The sequence below is a fragment of the Ammoniphilus soli genome (assembly GCF_040813775.1).
Genome location: NZ_JBEGDL010000004.1, coordinates 279500 through 304062 on the forward strand (window position 1 = coordinate 279500; position 24563 = coordinate 304062).

Consider the following 24563-nt stretch of genomic DNA (forward strand, 5'->3'; position numbering starts at 1 on the left):
AAAGTTAACCCCTTTCTTTCTTCAAACGGAATTCAATGGCCCTTGCATGAGCGGTCAAGCCTTCGGATTCGGCTAGCGCGATGATCTTGGAACCATTGTTGAGCAAGTCGGTTTTGCTATAGGAAATCAAGCTGGATTTCTTGATGAAATCGTCCACATTCAGCGGCGAAGAAAAACGCGCTGTCCCATTGGTCGGCAGGACATGGTTCGGACCGGCAAAATAATCGCCGATCGGCTCTGAACTGTATTCCCCTAGGAAAATCGCCCCTGCGTTTTCAATTTGCCCGATATACTGGAAAGGATCCTGAATCATCAGCTCCAAATGCTCCGGCGCCAGCTGATTGACGATTTGGATGCCTTGCTGCAAATCGTTCACTACGCAAATCGCTCCATAGTCCCGGATCGATGCTTCGGCAATCTCCCGGCGAGGAAGCTCGGCCAGCTGGCTCTCCAGCTCCGCTTGCACTTGGGCGGCCAGTGTTTCACTGGTGGTAACGAGAACGGCAGATGCCATCGGATCATGCTCCGCTTGAGAAAGCAGATCTGCCGCAATATATACAGGGTTGGCCTGTTCATCCGCAAGCACCACGATTTCGCTTGGACCCGCCACCATATCGATGTCCACCAGGCCGAACACTTCCCGCTTGGCCAAGGCGACATAAATGTTTCCTGGCCCTACAATTTTATCGACCGGTTTGATGGTGTCTGTACCGTAAGTAAGCGCGGCAACCGCTTGTGCGCCTCCCACTTTATAAATCTCGGTTACCCCAGCTATCTTCGCTGCGGAGAGGACGCCTGGATCGATCCGGCCTTCTTTATCCGGCGGAGTCACCATGACGATTTCCTCCACGCCTGCTACTTTAGCGGGGAGGGCATTCATAAGTACCGAGGAGGGATAAGCCGCCCGTCCCCCTGGCACATAAATCCCTACGCGCTTGAGCGGACGGATGATTTGCCCGAGCAAGGTTCCCGTCGGAGAAGTTTGCATCCACGATTGGCGCGCTTGCTTTTCATGGAAGGTACGGATATTTTCTGCCGCTTCCTTCAACGCTTCGAGTACCTCTTCAGAGGTTTCGGCTAGAGCAGCCACGATCTCTTCATTAGTTACGGTGAGCTGCTCTAAGCGAACGCCATCGAATTTTTCCGTGAAGCGGCGAACGGCCGCGTCTCCTTCCTGCTTGACGGCGGAGAGGATTTGCAGGACCGCTTGGCGCTGCTCATCGGTCCCTGTTTCCACATCCCTTTTCGTCGAAAAGTTGTTCACGTCTACAATCTTAATCATGACTCTACTCCTCTCTTGAAACCACAGAGGCAAATTTATCTACGATAAAATCGATCTCTTCATTTTTCATGCGATAGCTCACCCGGTTGGCAATCAGGCGAGTCGTGATTGGAATGATTTCTTCCAGCTCCACGAGGCCGTTTTCTTTTAAGGTACGACCGGTGGAGACGATGTCGACAATCCGGTCAGCCAGTCCAATCAAAGGAGCTAGCTCGATGGAACCGTTGAGCTTAATGACTTCCACTTGGGCCCCTTGCTCCCGGAAGTAGCGAGAGGCCACTTTCGGATATTTCGTAGCGACACGCGGCGCATCCGTCGGCTTCCAATCCGGAAGACCGGCAACGGACAGGCGGCAGTGGCTAATTTTCAGATCCAGCAATTCATAGACATCCCGATCTTCCTCGAGCAAAACATCTTTTCCTACCACTCCGATATCCGCTACCCCATACTCGACATAGGTGGGAACGTCGGTCGGCTTGGCCAGGATAAAATCCATATTCACTTCATCCACAGGGATGATCAGCTTGCGTGAATCTTCAAACTCGGGGGGAATCGAAAGACCTGCCTTGCGGAGCAGTTCTACCGCTTCTTCAAAAATCCGCCCTTTAGGCATCGCAACGGTTAGCCTAGACATGGCCGTTCCCTCCTCTCATATCAATGATCTCGTCATACGCTTGGGTAGGCAGCTCGGTTCCGGTAACCACGATCGCATCCTGGCGCAATTGGGTGGCTTTTTGTATCGCTGCTGTACGGCTTTCCTGATCGAATATAATGTAGACTTTGCGCTGTTCCTGCGGCGCTTGAAGCTCGGAAGACTGAAGCAGGCGATCCATCTTGATCGCAAAGCCTGTGGAAGGATAGTCTACGCCGAAACGGGAAAGCAACTGATCATATCTACCTCCCCCGCAAACGGGCCAGCCTTGGTTGGCCGCATAGCCTTCGAAAAGAATCCCGGTATAATAGTTCATGCTGCTGAGCAAGTTCAAATCAAAGATTACATGTTCCGTTACTTCATAGGCCTGCAGCGCTGCCCATAATTGCTGAAGATTGCGCACCGCTTTGCGGGCTCGTCCATTGATGGTGAGCGCTTCGGCTTCCGCCAGCTTCTCGGCTCCCCCGCGAAGCTTGAGGATCCCATGCAGCCTGGTCTTTTGATCGGCTGGAATATCGAGGGCCTCTACGTCCTGGCGGAAACCTACATAGTCGGAGTTATGGAGCCGTTCTTTCAATTTCTCCCGCTGTTCCTCTTCCGCTACCGTTTCTTCCAGCAAGCCTTCCATAAAGTTCACATGCCCAATGGCAATTTTAAAATTCGTCAGACCGGCCGCTTGTAGAGAAGCTACGGCCAGGGCAATCACTTCGGCATCGGCTTCAACGGTCGCATCCCCAATCAGCTCGACACCGCTCTGAATAAATTCAGCGTTTCGGCCGGCTTCGTTCTGCTGAGCGCGGAACACGCTCGTATTGTACATGAGTCGGAGCGGGCGAGGCTCGTCTTTGAGCAAAGACGACGCTACCCGAGCAATCGGTGCGGTCACGTCAGGACGAAGAACCAGCGTTCGGCCTTGACGATCGAGAAGCTTGAAGAGTTTGCTTTCTAGCGTAGCGCTAGCCTCTCCCACTGTATCATAGTATTCCAATGTAGGAGTCAGGATTTCCTGATACCCCCACCTTTTCATGCAGGTATTCAGCTTTTCTTCCACGAAGCGCTGCTTCGCTAGCATTTCTGGCAAATAGTCTCGCATCCCTAATGGCTTTTCAAAGCCGAGCGGCTTGGTCATGGTGGGTCACCTCAATTTATCCGATTCGCTTTAGTCTGCTAATAAGATAAAGCGTTATTTGTTGTTTGAATTCTATCATAGACAAATAAAAAGCGTCAACCCATTATATAGTATTTACACCGAATGGGGGATTTGCGGTTTTACGCGTAAGCTCTCAAAATTCCGCATAAGCCTGGATTTTTTTCCGCAAATGGTCTCGAGACTTACGCGTAAGTTCTCAATGGCATCTGGATGCCAAAAAAACCGAGCTTGTAGTTAAGCTCGGTCCTTCACTATGTATTATATACATACCCTCGATGGAACAAATCCGCTGCGACCAAGGATCCCGGCACATGCAAATACCAGACATAAAACTCCCGCAGCTTCGGGACGGTGATCCATTCCTCTCCTTTGAGCTTGTTCAGCCCCACCCGAACCGAGAACATCATCCAGTACACGCTCCAATTGATCATCGGAAGATATAAGACAAAAAACCATAGAAAATTGACGGATTCTTTTTCACCCAGATAAAAACGCCATAAGGTGGCAAGGACCAGCATGACTGAAAATTTCCAAAGCTTCATTCCGTCTCCTCCGGCCCTCTCCGAATGATTTTAGCCGGGTTTCCGCCGACGAAAGCCCCGGGAGGGACATCCCGATGAACAAGGGAAGCGGCAGAGACCACGGCGCCGTCCCCGATGGTGACGCCCGGCAAAATCGTCGAGTTCGCCCCAATCATGACATTGGAGCCAATGACCACATCGCCAAGCCTGTACTCCTTAATCAAGTACTCATGAGCCAGGATCGTCGAGTTATAGCCGATGATCGTATTGGAGCCAATTTTAATTCGTTCGGGGTATAAGATGTCTGGCACCACCATAAAGGCCAAGGCGGTATGCTCTCCGATTTCCATGCCGAGAAAGGTGCGAAACAGCCAATTTTTCCATGCCGGAAAAGGGATATAGCGGCCGATTACGACCACGGAGGTATTGCGGAAGGCTCTCCAGAAACCGATGGTCCGATACACCTGCCACAGCGAATTCGGTCCCTGGACAGGATAGCGTTCCGTTCGGCGCATGGATTATTTCTCTCCTTTGACGATAGCAATCAAGTCTGTCATATCTTCAAGGATGTACTCAGGCTGAAACTGCTTCAAGAACTCACTGCCCTTTAGGCTCCAAGCCACCCCTGCGGAATGGGCGCCAGCGTTGTGCCCCGCTTGGATATCAAATTGGGTGTCCCCGACCATGAGCGTCTTCGCCGGATCGGCTCCGAGGTTTTCCATCGCCTTTAACACCGGTTCCGGACTCGGCTTGTGTTTTTCGGTGTCTTGGAAAGTAATAAAGGTACTCATGAAAGGAGTTACCCCACAAACATTGGCTCCCATTTCCGCGGTTACTCGCTGCTTGGTGGTCACTACGCCCATCGTAACCCCCAGCTCCTTCAATTCGGCCAAGGTTTCGCGGACACGGGGAAATTCGCGGATCCATTCGTCATGCACCAGCTCATTATACTCGCGATAAGCTTGGACCAGCTCACCCTGCTTTTCCGTCCCGCCGAAGAGCTCCATCTGTTCATGCAGAGTTTTTCCCATATGAGGAATCAGATGTTCCCTCGTATACTTACCGGGAAAATGCTTCTCCAATACATGGAGAAAGGAAACGATGATCAGCTCGTTGGAGTCGATCAGGGTTCCATCTAAATCGAATAATACCGTGTCATATCTAAGCAAGCTTCATCACTCTCCATATTTTTCCTTAGCATAACCCAGTTTCCGCCTGACCACCCAAAGGACCAGAGCCAAAACGATCAAGAAAATACTGATCACCTGGGCCATGCGAAGCGTATCCGTCAGCATCAAGCTGTCTGTTCTCATTCCCTCGATAAAGAAACGGCCTAAGGAGTACCACATGAGATAAGTCAGAAACAATTCGCCCCGATGCAAAGGCAGCTTTCTGCGGATCAACAGCAGCAACCCTAATCCTAGCAAGTTCCATAATGACTCGTAAAGAAAAGTCGGATGATAATACATCCCATTAATGTACATTTGATTGATAATAAATTCCGGTAAATTCAAGGACTCCAAAAACTCCCGGGTTGTCGGCCCCCCGTATGCCTCCTGGTTCATGAAATTTCCCCAGCGGCCGATGGCTTGCCCTACCAAAAAGCTTGGTGCGCATATATCGGCTATTCTCCAAAAGCTAACCCCCTTGATGCGCGCAAAGACGACGCCCGTCAGGATCGCCCCAATGAGCGCCCCATGAATGGCCAGCCCGCCTTTCCAAACGGCTAAAATATCGCCTGGATGATCCCGGTAATAATCCCATTCAAAGGTCACATAATACAATCGGGCAAACAAAATGGAGATCGGAACGCCATACATGACCAGATCAAGGAACAGCTCCGGATTCATCCCCAGTCTTTTCCCTTCCCGCATGGCCAGGAGCAAGCCCACGAAGGCGCCTGTCCCTAAAATCAAGCCATACCAATGGACCGCAATCGGGCCCAGCTGGATGGCTATCGGATCTATCGGTGTAATGTCCGCCATGTCCTGTCTTCCCCTTTTCTTTAAATTTCTTCGGTAGCTTCTTCAATCGTATCCGTTAATCTCTTGCTGAAGTGGACCGCCGCATTATATCCCATCCGCTTCAGCCTGAAGTTCATCGCCGCCACCTCGCAAATGACCGCCATATTGCGCCCAGGGCGAACCGGAATGGTGATCTGCGGGACTTCCGTATCCATAATCTTCAATGTCTCTTCATCAATGCCTAAACGCTCGTAGTGCTTTTGCGCATCCCATAGTTCCATGCGGATGACGAGAGCAATTCGCTTGTAATTGCGCACAGCCCCTGCTCCAAACAGCGTCATGACGTTAATGATGCCGAGACCGCGAATTTCTAATAGATGCTGGATCAGTTCTGGCGCACTGCCAATCAATTGATTCTCCTGGGTTTGGCGGATTTCTACGGCGTCATCCGCAATCAGCCGATGCCCGCGTTTAACCAGCTCCAGGGCGGTTTCGCTTTTTCCGATTCCGCTTCCGCCGATCAGCATGACGCCCACTCCGTAGACATCCACCAATACCCCGTGCATCGTCGTGACCGGAGCTAAACGGCCCTCCAAGTAGGTTGTCAGTTTACTAGAGAGCTTCGTAGTTGGAAGCGAGGAGTGAAGGACAGGAACTCCCGTTTCTTCGGAAGCCTCCAGCAGCTCCTGAGGAATCTCTAAGTCCCGTGCGACACAAATGCAAGGAGTGGTTGCCGCACAAATCTTCATTAGCCGCTCTTTTTTCTCTTCTGCCGACAGTCCCTGGATAAATCCCATCTCCGTACGGCCAATCAATTGAATACGTTCCGCGTTATCGAATGTATAATAGCCAGTAAGCTTAAGCCCTGGTCGATTGATATCGCTGGTTTGGATTTCTCTAAGCAGCCCTTCTTTTCCGCTAACCACTTTTAATTCAAACTGCTTGACAATGTCTTTGACTACAGTCCTTCTCATAGGTCCTCCCCCTTACGCGCTGTCGATGTATCAGAAAGCTATTCCTATTCTACCATCATTAGAAAAGCTAGTCCAAAAAAGGACTAGCTTTAAGGTGTTAAGGCCTTCTCTTCCAATTGCTTGATCAGCTCTTCTGTTCGCTTTCGATCTCTCTCCAGAATCGGCGCCAGATACTGTCCGGTATAAGACTCTTTCACCTTGCAGACCTGTTCTGGGGTTCCTGTGGCGACAATTTGTCCCCCTTTGTCTCCCCCTTCCGGTCCCAGGTCGATCAAATAATCGGCGGTTTTGATCACGTCCAGATTATGCTCAATCACGAGGACGGATTCCCCAGCCTCGACCAAGCGCTGCAACACCTTCAGCAAGCGGTCGATATCATGGATATGCAAGCCTGTGGTCGGCTCATCCAAAATATAAAACGTGCGCCCGGTGCTGCGGCGATGCAGCTCGGAAGCCAGCTTCACGCGCTGGGCTTCTCCCCCAGAAAGCGTGGTGGCCGGCTGCCCTAAGCGCATATAGCCTAATCCGACATCCAGCAACGTATGGAGCTTGCGGTGGATTTTCGGGATGTTCTTGAAAAACTCAACCGCATCCTCGATCGTCATATCCAATACTTCCGAGATATTCTTGCCCTTATATTTCACGTCCAGCGTCTCGCGGTTATATCGTTTTCCTTTGCAGATCTCGCAAGGAACATAGACATCCGGCAGAAAATGCATCTCGATTTTAATAATCCCGTCCCCGCGGCAGGCCTCACAGCGCCCGCCCTTCACGTTGAAGCTGAAGCGCCCTTTTTTGTAGCCGCGGACCTTCGCCTCATTGGTCTGGGCAAAGACATCGCGGATATCATCAAAGACTCCCGTATAGGTTGCCGGATTGGATCGCGGCGTCCGTCCAATCGGAGACTGGTCGATATCAATGACCTTGTCCAGCTGGTCGATCCCCTCGATCTTGCGGTGAGCTCCCGGCTTGGCTTTAGCCCGGTTCAAGTCCCTTGCCAACGCCTTATGCAAAATCTCGTTCACCAAGGTACTCTTGCCTGAACCGGAAACGCCGGTCACACAAGTAAAAATGCCGAGAGGAATCTTAACCGAAACGTTTTGCAGGTTATTTTCCTTGGCCCCTTTGATCTCCAGCCATTTGCCATTCGGCTTGCGGCGCTCGACCGGTACCCCGATAAACTTTTTCCCAGAAAGATACAATCCGGTCAAGGAGTTATCATCCTGCATGATCTCATCCGGGGTTCCTTGCGCCACCACGGTTCCGCCATGGACACCGGCGCCAGGACCGATATCGATGATATAGTCCGAGGCCATCATCGTGTCTTCGTCATGCTCGACGACGATTAAGGTGTTCCCCAAATCACGCATGTATTCTAGCGTTTTAATCAAGCGGGTGTTATCCCGCTGATGCAAGCCGATGCTCGGCTCGTCCAAAATGTAAAGAACGCCCATTAACGAGGAGCCGATTTGGGTGGCCAAGCGAATCCGCTGGGCCTCCCCGCCAGATAAAGTTCCTGCCGCCCGATTGAGAGTTAAATACTCTAATCCCACATCCCGCAAGAAACGGAGACGAGACTGGATTTCCTTGAGAATCAAGCGCGCAATGGCCAATTCCTTTTCGCTCAGCTCCAATGTTTCAAAGAATTGATAGGCTTCGATGACCGATTTGGAAGTGACAAACGAAATGTTTTCCCCGTTAATCCGCACACAAAGCACTTCGGGACGCAGCCGGTTTCCTTTACAGGAAGGACAGGCCTTCTGGCTCATGTAGTTTTCAATCATCTCGCGCACGTAATCCGAAGTCGACTCCGTATATCGGCGCTGAAGATTGTGCACGACCCCTTCAAAGAAAATCTCCGCATCCCGCTTCGTCCCGAACTCACTTTCATAGACAAAACGGAATTTCTCCGTCTTGCTGCCAAACAGCAAAATATCCACCTGTTCTTTGGACAGCTCTTCCACCGGAACATCCATATCGATATCAAAATGGCGGCACACCGAAGAGATTAGCTGTTCATAGTAATTGGAGGTCGAGCTGTTCCAAGGCTCGATGGCTCCATCAGCAATCGATTTCGTCCGATCCGGAATGACCATATCCGCGTCGACTTCCATTTTCATCCCTAAACCATCACAAGACGTACATGCGCCGTAAGGGCTGTTAAACGAAAACATCCGCGGCTCAAGCTCCGGCAGGCTAAACCCGCACTGCGGGCAAGCCAGGTTTTGGCTGAATAAGAGCTCTTCTTGATCGATGACATCGACAATGACTTTTCCATCGGCCAGCTTCAGCGCGGTTTCCAGGGAGTCCGCCACGCGGGAATGAATCCCTTCCTTGATGACGATCCGGTCAATGACCACTTCAATCGTGTGCTTCTTGTTTTTTTCCAGCTTGATTTCCTCAGACAGATCGCGAATCTCCCCATCAACCCGAACCCGCACATACCCCTGCTTGCGGATATCCTCCAGCACCTTCACATGCTCTCCCTTGCGCCCTTCAATCAAAGGCGCAAGGATTTGCATCTTGGTCCGCTCCGGAAACTCTAAAATGCGATCTACCATTTGCTCTACCGTCTGCGCGCTAATTTCAATGTTATGCTCGGGACAATAGGCTTTCCCGATCCTGGCAAACAAGAGACGCAGATAATCGTAGATTTCCGTCACCGTTCCCACGGTCGAACGCGGATTGCGGCTGGTCGTCTTCTGGTCAATCGAGATGGCGGGAGACAGACCTTCAATCGAATCGACATCCGGCTTCTCCATTTGCCCCAGGAACTGGCGCGCATAAGCCGATAACGATTCGACGTAACGGCGCTGACCCTCGGCATAAATCGTATCAAAAGCGAGCGACGATTTCCCCGAACCGGATAAACCGGTCAATACGACAAATTGGTCGCGGGGAATAGTCACATCGACGTTTTTTAAGTTATGGGCTCTCGCCCCTTTAATCACAATATTTTCAAGGCTCATCGCCAAATCATCCTTCCGCTTTCAGCTCAATCAACAGGTCGCGCAGCTCAGCCGCCCGCTCAAACTGCAAGTGTCTTGCTGCATCCTTCATTTCGGCTTCGAATTTCTCGATCAGGTTCTTGCGTTCCTTCTTCGTTAGCTTCTTGTATTCCTTTTGCGGCAAATAGTCTTCCGGCGTTTCCGCTACCTTGGTCGCTTCAATCACATCGCGGATCGCCTTCTGAATGGTTTGCGGCGTAATGCCATGCTCCTCGTTGTAGGCCTCTTGGATGCTTCTCCTGCGCTCGGTTTCGGCAATCGCTCGTTCCATCGACTGAGTCATGCGATCGGCATACATAATCACCCGGCCTTCCGCATTTCGAGCGGCACGGCCAATGGTCTGGACCAAGGAGCGCTCATCGCGAAGGAAGCCTTCTTTGTCCGCATCTAAGATCGCAACAAGGGAAACTTCCGGAATATCAAGTCCCTCGCGCAAAAGGTTGATCCCAATGAGGACGTCAAACGTACCCATGCGCAAATCCCGAATGATCTGCATCCGTTCAATCGTTTTAATATCCGAATGCAAATATTTGACTTTCAGTCCAACCTCTTTTAAATAACTGCTGAGATCCTCCGACATCTTTTTCGTCAGCGTCGTGACAAGCACCCGTTCGTTCTTGGCAATGCGTTCATTGATCTCCCCGATCAAATCATCGATTTGCCCTTTAATAGGACGCACCTCCACCTTGGGATCCAGCAGACCCGTCGGCCGGATGACCTGTTGAACGACTTCCGGACAGCGCTCCAGTTCGTATGGACCCGGGGTGGCCGAAACGAATACAATCTGTTCAATATGCTTCTCGAATTCATCAAACCGCATCGGGCGGTTGTCTGCAGCAGATGGCAGGCGGAACCCGTGGTTGATCAGCATTTCCTTGCGTGCACGGTCCCCGTTGTACATCCCGCGAACCTGAGGAAGCGTAATATGGGACTCATCTATCACGATTAACATATCATCGGGAAAATAATCAAAGAGCGTATAAGGAGTCGCTCCAGCCGGCAATCCGGTCAAATGACGGGAATAGTTTTCAATGCCTGAGCAAAAGCCCATCTCCTGCATCATTTCAATATCATAGCGGGTCCGCTGCTCCAGCCGCTGCGCCTCTAAAAGCTTCCCATTTTCACGGAAAAAGGCCAGCTGCTCCTCCAGCTCCTTTTCAATATTTTCAATCGCGATTAGCAGCTTTTCTTCCCTTGTGACATAGTGGGAGGCCGGGAAAATCGCTATATGGTCACGTTCACCGACAATTTCGCCGGTCACGACATCAATCTCGGTAATCCGCTCTATTTCATCCCCAAAGAATTCGACCCGAAGGGCCTGTTCACTGCGGGAGGCCGGGAAAATTTCCACGACATCGCCGCGCACTCGAAACGTCCCCCGGGTAAAGTTGATGTCATTGCGTTCATACTGGATATCCACCAGCTTATGGAGCACCTCATCGCGGCCTTTTTCCATCCCGGTACGCAAAGACAAAAGCAGTTCCTTATATTCGGTAGGCGATCCCAAACCGTAGATGCAAGAAACACTCGCTACGATAATGACATCCTTTCGTTCAAACAAGGAGCTTGTCGCCGAGTGGCGCAGCTTATCGATTTCATCGTTCACACTGGCATCTTTCTCAATATAGGTATCGGAATGAGGAATATAAGCTTCCGGCTGATAATAGTCATAGTAGCTCACGAAATATTCCACGGCATTTTCCGGGAAGAATTCCTTGAACTCGCTGCATAATTGAGCGGCCAAGGTTTTATTATGAGCAATCACAAGTGTCGGTTTATTGACCTGGGCGATCGTTTGGGCAATCGTAAAGGTCTTTCCGGTTCCCGTTGCCCCCAGCAGCGTTTGAAACTTTTTCCCGCCGTTCAGGCCTTCTACCAGCTTCAAGATCGCTTGGGGCTGATCCCCTTTCGGATCATACTCGGACACTAATTTGAATTGATCCATCTTTTGTCCCCTCCTTTTAACAAGCCCTATCTTAAACGCAAAGAGTCTTGCCCCTTGGCAAGACTTCATGCTGCTACTCCGTGAGTTTCTTATCTTTAAGCAATCTTCTGGCTAAAAGATATCCTGCAATCAATGAGACGGTTCCAATCGCCATAATCACCGCTCCGTGGCTATACGCTTCAAATACAGCCATCAGAATGCCGATGGTGGCAATCAGGCCCACAATCGTATTTAAGGAAAAGCGGGACAAGCCCGCCATCAGCGCAAATGGCAGAATGAAGGCCAGCAGCACCTTTCCAATCGTTAATCCTTCCATACCCCTCTTCCTTTCTCCCCTATGCACCCTTATCAATCTGCTGCCGAATCAGCTGAACCAGGCTGGTCGGCTTCATATCCACATAGAACGGAGATTGATCATCAGGTGCCATGATCAATCCCAGCTGATGATGATCCCCTTGGTAAAGCGCACGCTGCAAATATTTAATATGGCCTTCCACGTTTCTTACTTCCATTTTACAAAAGGCCGAATTCAGTTGCAATGCAGGATAGAAATCATCCGCCTGACGGATATCGACACCGTTGACTTTTAGGATGACATCTCCTGCCACTATCCCCATCTTTTCCGCTGGTGTCGCCGGCAATACCGCCAAGACCACAATTCCCTGCCCCAACTGGGTGAAAATGGGCTGCCGCTTCCCTTCCCGCCAATTTCCTAAGCGAATAATGGCTTCATAGCCCAATATCGCAAACAGGGCCGCCGCTAAACCTCCCCAAACGGTATATTTGGCTGACCAGGCTAAGGCAAGCAAAACAATGCTAAAGAAAAATAAACGTCTAGAAGACCTTCGGGCTTTTTGCTCGGGCAACTGGGCTAAAGCCACTTCGGTAAAACCCATAACGGCCGGAAAAAGCATCAGGCCAAATCCTGTTCCCGCACCTGCCAGAACCAAAGGCCACCAGACAGGGGCTGTCAAGCCTGCTTCAGGAGCCGCAGGAACGACGGCAACTAAAGGGAGCAACCAGAATTTCTGCATTTGGTAAGCCCCTAACAGCCGTCCGCGCTTCCCGTTGATAAACAAGGGCGAGCTTCCTCGCCCGCGATTGAGCTTAACTAAAAATGCCTCCACAAGATAAAGGATGGCTGCCATCCCTAAAATAGACGGAAGGTGGACCTCCTCCAAAAAGCCTCCTAACGGAGCCAGCCAGGAAATCCACTGGCCTAGCGGCCACTGCTGAGCAAGGAAGCCAAGAAGGCCATACCAGCCCGCGGAATACGCCAAGTTTAAATATTGCAGCTGAAAAAAAGCAAAGACCAGGCTTAATCCGACTATGATCCATAGATCCCACGGCCGAATGACAGCTCCTAAGGCAAACAGCAAGGCCGATGCCAAGAGGCCGCCCATGATGCCGTGAATGATAGAAAGAAACCATTGTTCCCAAGGATTATTGTAACGAACATGATAAAGCTTCCGTTCGAATTGAATCTGCCGATAATAATGCACCCAAAACAGGAGCAAAAACAGATATAGCAACGGATTCAAGAAAAAAGATGGAAGTGCCGTGAAGAATCCATCCACTTTAATGTCCTCCGATCTGATGAGCAAAATGAAAAAGGTAATGATAGTCTTATCTACCATTACCTTTTTCTACATTTTACTACAAACTTCCTGCTATCGGGGAGCTTTATTTTTTTGTCTCTTTATCCAAAACCTGGATCGCTGCCTGAAGCTGCAGGTCATGGGCCGGATCCTTCATTTTCTTCACAAGCTGCTCCTGAAGCTGGGTTGCCGTTTTTTCATCGACTTCCCCGGTAATCGGCAGGTTGTTCAGCTTTTGGAAGGCTTTGACGGCCGTCACGGTTTTTTGATCAAAGTAGCCATCGGTGCGTCCAGGCGGGAAGCCTAGTCCATCCAAGATCACTTGCAGATTATGGATCTGTTCCCCATTCTGGTCGAACTTCAACGCCCCTTCCTCCAGGCTGATCGGAGCGGCTGCATAGTATTTCGGCTGTTCGATCGCTACGGTAGGCTCTACACCTCTTTTATGGATCCAGTCTCCTGATGGGGTTAGCCATTTGGCAATCGTCATCTTGACCTGGCTCTTATCGCCAAGCTCCATCGAGTTTTGCACGGTTCCTTTTCCGAAAGAGGTTTCCCCAACGACCTTATATCCATTTTCCTTAAGTGCCCCCGCTAAAATTTCGGAGGCGCTGGCACTTCCTTTATCAATCAGAACGGTGATCGGATAAGGCTTTTTGTCAGTGAAATTGGAGGCCATGACCTCGCGCTGTCCCGAGGTATCCTCTACCTGCAGGATCACGCCCTTATTCGGAACCAGCAAATGGCCCATATCCACGACGACGTTCAGCAATCCGCCGGGGTTGCCGCGCAGGTCAATAATGAGTCCTTCCACTTGGTCTTTTTCCAGCTTATCCAGCTCTTCCTTAAAACGCGTTCCCGTATTTGTGGAGAACTGAGTCACTTCAATTTTTCCGAATTTCTTGCCATTCTTTTCGATCGTCTCGCTATAGACCGTTTCCAATGGAATGTCGTCACGAACGACGGTGACCGTTAAAGGATCCTTTAAGCCTGGCCGGATCACCTCTAGCTTGGCTTCCGTACCCTTTTCCCCCCGAATCTTCAGCACGGCTTGGTACAAATCAAGACCCTCTAGGCTTTCCCCGTTTACACTAACGACTTGGTCATTCGGACGGAGACCGGCCTTTTCTGCAGGTGAGCCTTTAAAAGGAGAAACAATCGTCACTTTTCCGCCTTCCATCGTCACTTCCGCTCCGATTCCTTGGAAGGAAGAATGAATGGACTCCGTAAACTGTTCAGCTGACTTCGGATCCATATAAACGGAATACGGGTCTTCCAGGGAATTGATCATCCCTGTAATCGCCCCATCCACCAGCTTTTGCGTATCCACTTCTTCTAAATAATTTTGCTGAATTAACCCGTACACTTCATAAATCTTCTTTAAGCTCTCCGCTTCGGTTGGAGCCGCTCGGTTCCCCATGTTGGGAACTGTCGGGGCGGGTGAAGTTAACCCAAACTTTCCTAAAAACGTGGATAAAGTTTGTCCGAGCAAACTTCTCTCCGAGTCCATCGCCACCATGGTAAATAGACTGGTAAACACCACGGTGAGGCCAAGCAGAGCTGCTAACGTGCCGCCCTTGATCCGCAATCCATCCACACCACCTTTTCCCGTGTCTTTCGGTCCCTTTTCTGGGGTACCCATCTCATAAGTTCGTCCCATTTAGTATATGATGGCACCAGACCGGATATGAACTTCAGCTTACTCTGATCTTACCTCATCCTTCTCCATTATGCTACTGGATTTAACGGAGGTAACCCATCGGGCTCACCGCCGTCCTTCCCTTATACACCCCAAAATGCAGATGTGGCCCCGTTGATCTTCCAGTAGAACCGACTTCCGCGATTTTCTGTCCTTTTTTCACGGATTGGCCTTCCTGCACCATCAGTCCGCCTTCTCGAATATGCCCGTAGAGCGTAGAAAGGTCTCCCCCATGATCAATGCTGATCATGTTTCCGTATCCGCGGACATAGCCGGAAATCAGGACCACCCCATCGGCCGCGGCCACAATGGTCGTTCCTTGAGGAGCACCGATATCTAAGCCATTATGACTCGTTGTCCTGCCGGTAAAGGGATCTGTTCGCGTTCCAAATTGCGAGGTAATGCTTGAACTATCCGGAACCGGCCAAGCAAAGCGCCCGCCCGTATACTTTTTTTGCTGCAGAAGCGTATTTTTCTCCGACAAGGCCGATTTCATCTGGCTCATCAGATCCAGCATCGCCGCTTCCTGCTCCGCCTTAATTTCTTCCAGCTCTTCTTCCTGCTGTTCCAGCTGAGCAATCGCAACGGTTCGTTCCTTTTGCTGATTTTTCAATTGAGCCTTGAGCTGGCTGGCTTCCGCGTATAAGCCCTCTAGCTTGTCAAGGATGTTATCTATTTCTTGCTTTTTGATTTCAATGGTCTCTTTATCTTTAATGTTAGCTTCTAAAATTTTCGTATCGGAATCTATGATCAGCCTGACGGCATCCAAACGATTCAGGAAGTCCCCAAAATCTTTCGCTCCCAACAGCACTTCCAGGTAGGATACATCGCCCATTTCATACATGATCTTCACTCTGGTTCTAAGCAATTCGTTTCGCTCGTCCACTCGCTCAATCGCTTCATCCAGCTGGACGGCGGCGTCTTGCGCTTTGAGCGTCGTATCCCCGATCTGCCGATCGAGCGATTGGATTCTCTCCTGGGTGGTATTCAGTTTGACCTCAATCGTAGCAAGGTCCTGCTTGACTTCGGTTTTTCTCGATTCAATCACATTAATCTGGTTGTCAATTGCTGAGATGCGGTTCTCCGTTGCTTTTTGCTGATTTTTGATTTGCGAGATCTTTTGATTAATTTTGTCCAACGAACTGGCTGCTTGTCCATAAAATGGATAAAACAGCATCAGGGATAACGCACTGGCAACGAGTAAAGGGGTTTTCCGCATAATCTCCTCCCACTGATTTTAAATCTTAAATCTTTAAGAATCGATGTATCGAAACGATACTCCCCCAAATGCCCAGAAAGGCACCTAACCCCATGAGCAGTCCAGCGACTTGCCAGGCTAGCGGGTCTAGAGGAAGCAGATCGATAAAATACAAGTTCAAATCTACTTTTACAAAATCTATTAAATACTTATAGCCAACGATAAGTAATAGAGTAGGAATGACCGCGCCCAATCCCCCCATCAGCAAGCCCTCGATAAAAAACGGCCAGCGGATAAAAGCATTCGTTGCCCCTACCAGCTTCATGATTTCAATTTCTTTTCGTCGGGCGACAATCGTTAATTTGATGGTGTTGGCGATCAAAAACATGGCCGTAAAGGCTAAGGCGACGATAAAGGCAACCCCTACGTTCCGGATCACCGTCGTAATGCTGAACAGCTTTTCAATCGTTCCCTCGCCGTACTTGACGCTCTCCACATGCGGGAAACTCTTTACTTGTCCGGCTATCATGCCCGTGTCACGAGGATTCTTTGTCTTTACCACATATTCATCAGACAAAGGATTTTCTTTATCTAACCCTTCAAACCAATAGGCTTTTTCCCCAAAGCTTTCCTTAAACTTTTCCAAGCCCTCTTCTTTCGTGACGAACGTGACGCTTTCTACCTGGGGCATGGCTTTGATCTTCTCACCCACGCTCTGTGCTTGATCTTCTTCTATGTCCGCCTTGAGGATGACTCGCATCTCTACTTGCTGTTCCACCACGTCTGCGATGTGATTGACGTTCATGGCAAGCAATAAGAAGACGCCGAGAATAAATAGGGTAATGGCTACAGAACTCATCGAGGCAAACGACATCCAGCCATTGCGGCCGACATTGCGGAAGCCCTCACGGATATGACGGAAAATCGTTCTAATCTTCATAGCCGTAATCCCCTCTCAACTCGTCGCGGGCAATCCGCCCCGCCTCAATCGCAATAACCCGCTTGCGCAGCGTATTGACAATCTCGCGGTTGTGGGTGGCCATCACAATAGTAGTTCCGCGCAGGTTCACCTCTTCAAAGATGCGCATAATCTCCCACGATGTTTCCGGGTCGAGATTCCCTGTCGGTTCATCGGCAATCATCGTTCCGGGTTGATTGACGAGCGCCCGTGCAATCGACACGCGCTGCTGCTCTCCCCCTGACAACTCCGAAGGGTAAGCCCGAAGCTTATTTTTCAATTTCACCAGCTCCAGTACTTCCTGCACGCGATGACGGATTTGCTTTTTCGGAGCTTCTACCACCTCCATCGCAAACGCGACATTTTCATAGACGGTAAGGTTTGGCAGCAATTTATAATCTTGAAACACAACCCCGATGCTGCGGCGCAGCCTGGGAATGTGCCGCTCCTTCATGCGATCCACCTGATATCCATTCAAAATGATCTTTCCCTGTGACGGCTTTTCTTCACGATACATCAGTTTAATAAACGTCGATTTACCCGCACCGCTTGGGCCGACGACATATACAAACTCACCTTTGTTGATTTTTATATTGATCCCTTTTAGGGCTTCTGTTCCGTTCGGGTACGTCTTGGTTACGTCTATCATCTCTATCATTCTCGTTTTCACCTCTTAGAAGAAAAACTACATATTTTCCTCGTCCTGTCCTCATGCATGATTTGACGAAGGGATCCGTTTTGGCAAAGCCAGCAAGCAACCCCCTCTCTTGGCTTGACTATTACGAAAAAGAACTTCGACATTTTGTTAATGGTGTCAGCAGGTTTCCCTTATATTTCCGAGGAAATGACATTTTTCGCTAAAGAAAAACCCAAATTCCATTATACCATTGGTGTTTAAAAAATTCCTGCGCATATTTTATTAAATTGCACATAAAGATTTTCATAGTGTAGACAGTGGATGAAAGAGAGGAGAGTAAGACAAAAGTGCGAACAATGCATAAGGGTTTACTAGCTTTAGTTTGTTTACTGGGACTATCTGCCGGCTTTTTCGGCTGGGTCTATTGGTATGGCAACCGTCCTGACATTCCGCATGGCACCTATCTTAATGACTGGCATGTCGGGGGAATGCTTCCTAGCCAACTAGAGGAAGAATGGAAACAAAAAGCGGAGACCATTGGGAATAAAGAAGTGACATTCCATCTTCCCGAATCCCTAAAGGATCAAGCGAATCGGTCGATCAAGTTGAAGGAGGTCGCTGATCTTCAGGAAGATCAAGTCCTGGAGCAACTCCTTTCGTATCAGCAGGAGCCGAACATTTGGAAGAGGGCCTGGAATCGCTGGAAGGCACGAAGTGGAGCAGAATACGAGCTGAGTGTCCAATGGAAGGAAGAGGAGCTATCGAAGATCTTCGCCGAAAGATGGCCGGAGCTGTTCAAGCCCCAGCCCCAAGATGCAAAACGAATCATCACGCCCGAAGATGAAGTGAAGATTGAAGAGGACCAGTCGGTCTACCATCCTGATTTAGCTGCATTAAACCAGCGAGTCAAACAGATTCCACCTGAAGATATCTGGTCTCAGCCTGGAATTACGGTTGACCTTCCTATGAAGGAAATCAAAGCCTCTGTCACAACGGAGCAGTTGGCTGAGCAAGGCATTACAGGAAAAGTATCTGAATTTACCACCTCCTACTCCACCCAAACGGCTGGCCGTACGCACAACGTTGAAGCCACCGCAGCCGTTCTTCATGAAACCCTTCTCCGCCCAGACGAAATATTCAGCTACCGCAAAATCGTCCAAGAAACCGAGAAAAAGTTTGGCTATAAACCAGCCCCTGTCATTATGGAAGGAGAATTGCGTCCGGGAATCGGGGGTGGCGTATGCCAAGTCTCGACAACCTTGTATAACGCTGTCCTCTTGTCAGACGTAAAAATCGTAGAAAGAAGAAATCACTCCCTTCCTATCGGTTATGCCCCATTGGGCCAAGATGCCACCTACACCGATTCGGGCATTGATTTCCGTTTTCAAAACACAACCGGCAAACACCTGTTGATCCGCACCGAAAGCAAGAATGGAAAACTAACCGTAAAGCTATTCGGTACCCCTTCTGAAGGCAAAGAGATTAAAATCCAAACGGAAAAAGTAGCCGTCATCCCGCCTAAAACCGAAACCAGAAAGGATGTCTCCCTTAGCCCAGGGGCATCGAAGGTCATCAAGGAAGGAAAGCCCGGCTATCAGGTTATCGTTTATAAACTGGTAAAGGAAGAAGGAAAAGCGGAGCAGAAAATACTCGTATCCAAAGATACGTACCGTGCGCAGCCGCGGGTTGTTGCTGTAGGGAATTGATAGGTAAGGGGAACCTGGTGTGAGGGCACCAGGTTTTTTATTTAGTAGGAGAGGGGGATCCATCGGGAGACTGGATGGCCCTGCAAGGATCCACAAGTGGATCCTTTGCTGAACAGGCAAAGCACACTTTAATGGTTTAATGGTGATCTATTGAGGAAACGTATTTGAGTATGCCGGTAGAGTAAGATTTTTGAAAAATACTCCCAAAGTGACTCCGTTTGATCACGAATTTGATCCTCGTGCTCACGTCCTAGAATCAATATAGTTATCTCTTTATTCCAACCAAAAAAGGAGTTAGCTTAAAATCGCTAACTCCTTATTATCTATGATGTCTTTTTTAATTTAAGTTGTTCGTAATCGTTTAGCTTCTGATCTAGCAGCTGGCTAACTTCAACGAGCCTAGGATTCGAAAAATTACCTACATCTCTGCTCATTTCGTTTAAGCGGCGGCGTAGAAAATAGATCTCTTCCAACAAAGCATCCATACATAATTTCATTGTGGATGATGTAGACTCCATAAAAACCATGGACACTCCCCCCTAACCTGCATGATTAAAGAATCTGCTGAATTTCTCCCCTGATATTAAGCCCAGACTTAACTTTTTCCGTGCGTCTTAGTGCTTAATTCCTACTAAGTATATTCTACATTTGCATTTTAATTCCTGCCAAAATTTCTAAAAAATTTACATTAATAATTTTACTTGCAACATTCATATTTCACTGCACGGTGCCGGGTTAATAAGAAAATGAAAAGAACCGTTTTTTATTCGGCTCTTTCTTATCCTATTCACGTGAGAGGAATTTTTGAACCTTTTTTAAGTGGGGCAATGATCACTTTTTTAACCTGTAAAAATGAGTTCACCCTACTGTCATATCGATCTAACAACTGGTCCTTTCTACCTAATATATCACAATCTGAAATAGAAAAAGAATGGGCATAAATAGGAAAAGTCCAAGGCTATATAGCACTTGGACTTCTCAATATTAAAGTTCAATTTCGATTTTTTGTTTATGTTCCTGAACCCATTGCACGGTTGGAAGCTTGCTTTGTTCCATGTAGGCAATTTGCTTCTCCACCTGGTTCTTTGCTGTTCCGCCCAACACATCACGGGCATTGACAACTTGAACCACGTCGATGGCTTGGTAAATATCATCTTCAAACAAAGGAGAGAACTCCTTGTATTCTTCTAGAGATAAGTCCAGCAAATACTTGTCTTCTTGGATGCAGTAAAGGACGGCTTTTCCAACGACTTCATGAGCCTGGCGGAAAGGAAGCCCTTTATTTACCAAGTAATCAGCTAAATCTGTTGCATTGGAGAAATCCTGCGTAACCGCTTTGCGCATGTTTTCTTTGCGAACCTTCATGGTAGCGATCATTGGAATAAATAAGGACAACGCACCATGTAGAGTCTTCACGGTATCGAACATACCTTCTTTATCTTCTTGCATGTCTTTATTGTAAGCTAGAGGAAGTGACTTCAGAACGGTCAGCATTCCTACTAGGTTGCCATAGACGCGTCCGGTTTTTCCCCGTACGAGCTCAGCTACATCTGGGTTTTTCTTTTGCGGCATAATGCTGCTTCCCGTACAGAAAGCATCATCCAATTCCACAAAAGCAAACTCGTTGCTGGACCACATCACCAATTCCTCACACAAGCGGGAAAGGTGAGTCATCAACAAAGATGCATTCCCAAGGAACTCCACAATAAAGTCCCGGTCACTTACCGCGTCTAAGCTGTTCATGTAAATCGCATCAAACTTCAACAGCTGTGCTGTATACTCCCGGTCAATCGGGAAAGTCGTTCCAGCCAAGGCACCTGCACCTAAAGGCAGCATGTTGATTCGCTTCCAGCTATCCATCAATCGCTCAGCGTCACGCTGCAGCATGGACACGTAAGCCATCAAATGATGGGCAAATAGAATCGGCTGAGCACGCTGCAAATGGGTATACCCTGGAAGAATCGTATCCAAGTTTTCCTTAGCTTGTCCGATCAGGGAATCCTGAAGCTTCGAAACCAATTCAACAAGCTCAATTACTTGCTCACGAAGATACAAGTGCATGTCGGTTGCCACTTGGTCGTTTCGGCTGCGGCCGGTATGCAGCTTCCCGCCTACCGGACCGACTTCCTCTAACAGCATTTTCTCGATATTCATGTGAATATCTTCATTTTCAATCGTAAATTCGACTTCGCCGTTCTCAATTCTGGCCGCGACCTTTTTCAAGCCGGCTTTAATCGTCTCGACATCCTCAAGAGGGAGGATGCCGCACTTGCCCAGCATGGTCACATGAGCCAAGCTTCCAGCAATGTCTTCTTTCCAAAGCTGCTGGTCGAACGTAATCGAAGCTGTATATTCTTCTACTAATTTATCTGTAGCTTTTGTAAATCTTCCGCCCCAAAGCTTCATTGCTTTACCGCTTCCTTTTTATCGATGATGACTGCCTTCGGCTTATCGCTTTCTAGGTGCGCTCGGTTTACTTGAGAGTATACTTTAGTCGGCATTCCGTAAAGCTGGATGAAACCTAGAGCTGCCTTGTGGTCGAAAGTATCTTCTTCTCCATAAGTCGCTAATTCCATATCGTATAGGGAATGCTCGGACTTACGTCCAACCACGATCGCATGTCCTTTGAATAGCTTCACGCGAACCGTTCCCGTTACAAACTTTTGTGTTTCTTCAACGAACGCTTGCAATGCATCCATGATTGGCGAGAACCAAAGTCCTTCGTAAATCATTTGAGCCACTTTAAGCTCGATAACTGGCTTGAATTGAGCAACCTCACGCGGTTGAGTCAAGAACTCCAATTCACGGTGAGCAAGGATCAAAGTCATTGCACCTGGAGCTTCATACACTTCACGAGACTTGATACCAACCAAACGGTTTTCTACGTGATCGATCCGTCCCACGCCGTGCTTTCCAGCGATATCGTTCAATTTCAAGATCAATTCGCTCAACAGCATTTTTTCTCCGTTAAGGGCAACAGGCTTACCTTGAACAAATTCGATTTCGATTTCTTCCGGAGTATCTGGAGCATCTTCCAATCCAACGGTCAAATCATAAGCTCCTGCTGGCGGCTCAGCCCAAGGATCCTCTAGCACGCCGCACTCGCAAGCGCGTCCCCAAAGGTTTTGGTCGATACTGAATGGGTTGTCCAGGTTGACTGGAATAGGAATCCCGTTCTTTTCAGCATAAGCGATTTCTTCGTCACGAGTCATTCCCCACTCACGAACGGGAGCTACGATCTTTAAGTTCGGATCAAGAGCCGTGAAGGTTACGTCAAAACGAACTTGGTCATTTCCTTTCCCTGTGCAGCCATGAGCAACCGCTACTGCTCCCTCTTCCTTTGCAATGTCCACCAAAACCTTGGCGATCAATGGACGAGAAAGGGCAGATACAACAGGATATTTTCCTTCATACATGGCATTAGCTTTCAACGCAGGAAGCACGAATTCTTCCGCAAACAATTCTTTAGCATCTACTACGTAAGACTTAATCGCTCCAACTTGAATCGCCTTGTCCCGAACAAACTCAAGGTCTTTTCCTTCCCCAACATCCAAGCCGACAGCAATAACATCATAATTATAAGTATCCTGAAGCCATTTAATCGCAACAGAAGTATCTAAACCACCGGAATAAGCAAGAACAATTTTTTCTTTACTCATAACATCTATCCCCTTTTACCTATATATAAAGTGAATGAATATGCGTTCTTATTAATAAAAATTCAATTCCTTGTCTCTGTGTAACATTATGCATCATATGTAATAAAAATTCAACCATTTTTTTTCATGAAATTGGAGCGCACCAACCCTTGCCAAACACACCTAGTATACCCGTAAATCCCCCTACAAAAAAGCCTTAAATATCCCAAAAACAATAAAGAGGAATTCAGGTCATGCCTGAACTCCTCTGTTCATCTACTCCAAATGTTCAAATCTTTCTACATTTAATACAAATACCGTAGCTCCACCTACCGTCACATTGACGGGAGGGGATGTCATATTGAGCCCCGTAATACTCGGTGGGTATAATGTCATGGGGATATCTCGCTTTTTGCATTGTCGTTTAATGATTCCCAGTACGGTTTCTATGCTTCCTTCGTCTACACCGATCATCACCGTAGTGTTCCCTTGCCGGAGAAAGCCGCCCGTACTTGATAATTTGGTTACCCCGAAACCATTCTTTGTCAGTTCTTTCGAAAGGTTCACCCAGTCCCGGTCTTGAATAACCGCTAAAATCATCTTCATCTGTATCCCACCACCTTTTTCACTTATGCTTAGTCCTTTTGTCCATTATACTACTCAAAACTGAATTTTTAAATTATTATATGTACATTTGTATAAAATTGTTTGTATAATTTTATAACATCGTTCATATGATGAAGTTTGGGATCCTTAATGAAGGATGGTTTTGGGTCACGATAGTGGGAGATCCTCCAACTACTTGAAAAAAATAGTGCGGAAGATGCAAAAACAGTTGGAAAAAGTCCCGCTAAAACCGAAATCTAATCATTATAAACGATTATTTAGCAGGATAATGGGCGTATTTCCACTTACACGGGCTCCGTCTAGGCCAAAATTGACTTTTAATTGACGAAAATCCAACTAATCCAGCTTCCCCTTCCAGCCGACCACTTGATAACGGTTAGCCAAAGCACTAACCATCAATCCAAACAAAAAAGCATGAACCTCTCGGTTCATGCTTTTCCTACTGTCATAATTTATAACTTCGTTATTTAATTGTGACAGCACGAGGAAAACTTGGAGCTTGTCGCTAGACAAGTTTTCTGGCTATGTATGAGTGGCGGAATGGCTCCGCCCTATAAATAGATTCCGGCGCGTAAGAAATGCTGTAAGCCAGGTTCTGTGCTTCTGTACTCGTATCGGCAGCCAGCCTGGTACTAGAAGTCATAGTCATTTAACTATCGGTCGGTGCGACCGATCCGCCCTTTTGGTTCATTTCCCGCAGGGCGGTGCCCCTACCATAATTTGGGTTGCTCACTCGTGGGGTTTACCGCGTTCCACTTCTTCCGTTTCCGGAAGAACTCCGTCACTGTGGCACTTTCAGGGTATTCACACCATAGCCCTATGGCCTTAGGATATTTTCCCCGCCGTCAGCCGGTCTACCGGCTGCCCTACCTTGCGATAGGCACGAACACTCCGGGCAATCTCAGCTCCGGGTGAGCCTGGACTTTCCTCTACCTGATTCGGTATCAGGCAGCGACTATCCGCATTCCTTACAGGATATCTATATTGTACGCTTAAACGAAGGCAA

The 24563-nt window shown here is 48.5% G+C and carries 21 protein-coding genes and 1 other RNA gene; 1 reads left to right on the plus strand and 21 read right to left on the minus strand.

All coding sequences use genetic code 11. The features are described from left to right. Nucleotides 1-4: 4 nt before the first annotated feature. The 16 genes from hisD to ftsE form a co-directional block, all read right to left on the minus strand. Entirely contained in the window at nt 5-1279 is a 1275-nt protein-coding gene (hisD, locus tag ABLT31_RS11630; protein WP_367751762.1) for a histidinol dehydrogenase, read from the minus strand. Nucleotides 1280-1286: 7 nt separating this feature from the next. Then, on the minus strand, nt 1287-1916 hold the full coding sequence (gene hisG / locus ABLT31_RS11635) for an ATP phosphoribosyltransferase (RefSeq protein ID WP_367751678.1): 630 nt from the start codon (nt 1914-1916) through the stop codon (nt 1287-1289). Further along, nucleotides 1909-3063, minus strand: coding sequence for an ATP phosphoribosyltransferase regulatory subunit (locus tag ABLT31_RS11640; protein ID WP_367751679.1), 1155 nt, complete (start codon nt 3061-3063; stop codon nt 1909-1911). Before ABLT31_RS11640 ends, hisG begins: the two co-directional genes overlap by 8 nt. A gap of 272 nt (nt 3064-3335) precedes the next feature. Continuing rightward, nucleotides 3336-3626 carry a hypothetical protein gene (locus ABLT31_RS11645; RefSeq protein ID WP_367751680.1) on the minus strand — a complete coding sequence of 97 codons (291 nt, stop codon included), beginning with the start codon at nt 3624-3626 and terminating at the stop codon, nt 3336-3338. Continuing rightward, a complete protein-coding gene (locus ABLT31_RS11650) occupies nt 3623-4120 on the minus strand; it encodes an acyltransferase (RefSeq protein WP_367751681.1) in 498 nt (165 codons plus the stop codon). Before ABLT31_RS11650 ends, ABLT31_RS11645 begins: the two co-directional genes overlap by 4 nt. Before the next feature lie 3 nt (nt 4121-4123). Continuing rightward, on the minus strand, nt 4124-4774 hold the full coding sequence (ppaX, locus tag ABLT31_RS11655; RefSeq protein WP_367751682.1) for a pyrophosphatase PpaX: 651 nt from the start codon (nt 4772-4774) through the stop codon (nt 4124-4126). Nucleotides 4775-4780: 6 nt separating this feature from the next. After that, nucleotides 4781-5590 (minus strand): prolipoprotein diacylglyceryl transferase, encoded by an 810-nt coding sequence (gene lgt / locus ABLT31_RS11660; RefSeq protein WP_367751683.1) that lies wholly within the window; start codon nt 5588-5590, stop codon nt 4781-4783. Between the two features lie 20 nt (nt 5591-5610). Continuing rightward, entirely contained in the window at nt 5611-6543 is a 933-nt protein-coding gene (gene hprK, locus ABLT31_RS11665) for an HPr(Ser) kinase/phosphatase (RefSeq protein ID WP_367751684.1), read from the minus strand. Between the two features lie 89 nt (nt 6544-6632). Further along, nucleotides 6633-9512 carry an excinuclease ABC subunit UvrA gene (gene uvrA / locus ABLT31_RS11670; protein WP_367751685.1) on the minus strand — a complete coding sequence of 960 codons (2880 nt, stop codon included), beginning with the start codon at nt 9510-9512 and terminating at the stop codon, nt 6633-6635. Between the two features lie 7 nt (nt 9513-9519). Continuing rightward, nucleotides 9520-11496: an excinuclease ABC subunit UvrB gene (gene uvrB, locus ABLT31_RS11675; RefSeq protein ID WP_367751686.1), complete on the minus strand. Its 1977-nt coding sequence runs from the start codon at nt 11494-11496 to the stop codon at nt 9520-9522. A 73-nt stretch (nt 11497-11569) separates the two neighbouring features. Further along, nucleotides 11570-11812, minus strand: a complete 243-nt coding sequence (locus tag ABLT31_RS11680; RefSeq protein WP_367751687.1) for a DUF2198 family protein — start codon at nt 11810-11812, stop codon at nt 11570-11572. Nucleotides 11813-11831: 19 nt separating this feature from the next. Next, a complete protein-coding gene (locus tag ABLT31_RS11685) occupies nt 11832-13133 on the minus strand; it encodes a PDZ domain-containing protein (RefSeq protein WP_367751688.1) in 1302 nt (433 codons plus the stop codon). Between the two features lie 46 nt (nt 13134-13179). Beyond that, complete coding sequence (locus ABLT31_RS11690; RefSeq protein ID WP_462976486.1) at nt 13180-14736, minus strand: S41 family peptidase; 1557 nt, start codon at nt 14734-14736, stop codon at nt 13180-13182. Between the two features lie 100 nt (nt 14737-14836). Next, on the minus strand, nt 14837-16012 hold the full coding sequence (locus tag ABLT31_RS11695; RefSeq protein ID WP_367751690.1) for a murein hydrolase activator EnvC family protein: 1176 nt from the start codon (nt 16010-16012) through the stop codon (nt 14837-14839). A 25-nt stretch (nt 16013-16037) separates the two neighbouring features. Continuing rightward, on the minus strand, nt 16038-16931 hold the full coding sequence (ftsX, locus tag ABLT31_RS11700) for a permease-like cell division protein FtsX (protein WP_367751691.1): 894 nt from the start codon (nt 16929-16931) through the stop codon (nt 16038-16040). After that, a complete protein-coding gene (gene ftsE, locus ABLT31_RS11705; protein WP_367751692.1) occupies nt 16921-17607 on the minus strand; it encodes a cell division ATP-binding protein FtsE in 687 nt (228 codons plus the stop codon). The genes ftsX and ftsE overlap by 11 nt, the downstream gene beginning before the upstream one ends. A gap of 335 nt (nt 17608-17942) precedes the next feature. Here ftsE and ABLT31_RS11710 point away from each other — a divergent pair, with 335 nt between their 5' ends. Continuing rightward, nucleotides 17943-19292 (plus strand): VanW family protein, encoded by a 1350-nt coding sequence (locus tag ABLT31_RS11710; RefSeq protein ID WP_367751693.1) that lies wholly within the window; start codon nt 17943-17945, stop codon nt 19290-19292. Nucleotides 19293-19615: 323 nt separating this feature from the next. Here the strand turns inward: ABLT31_RS11710 and ABLT31_RS11715 are convergent, their stop codons facing one another. The 5 genes from ABLT31_RS11715 to rnpB form a co-directional block, all read right to left on the minus strand. Further along, nucleotides 19616-19789, minus strand: a complete 174-nt coding sequence (locus ABLT31_RS11715; RefSeq protein ID WP_367751694.1) for a Spo0E family sporulation regulatory protein-aspartic acid phosphatase — start codon at nt 19787-19789, stop codon at nt 19616-19618. A gap of 487 nt (nt 19790-20276) precedes the next feature. Then, complete coding sequence (gene argH / locus ABLT31_RS11720; protein ID WP_367751695.1) at nt 20277-21698, minus strand: argininosuccinate lyase; 1422 nt, start codon at nt 21696-21698, stop codon at nt 20277-20279. Next, a complete protein-coding gene (locus ABLT31_RS11725) occupies nt 21695-22951 on the minus strand; it encodes an argininosuccinate synthase (protein ID WP_367751696.1) in 1257 nt (418 codons plus the stop codon). Before ABLT31_RS11725 ends, argH begins: the two co-directional genes overlap by 4 nt. A 255-nt stretch (nt 22952-23206) precedes the next feature. Then, on the minus strand, nt 23207-23536 hold the full coding sequence (locus ABLT31_RS11730) for a cyclic-di-AMP receptor (protein WP_367751697.1): 330 nt from the start codon (nt 23534-23536) through the stop codon (nt 23207-23209). A gap of 600 nt (nt 23537-24136) precedes the next feature. Further along, nucleotides 24137-24524, minus strand: an RNA gene (gene rnpB / locus ABLT31_RS11735) — RNase P RNA component class B. Between the last annotated feature and the right edge of the window lie 39 nt (nt 24525-24563).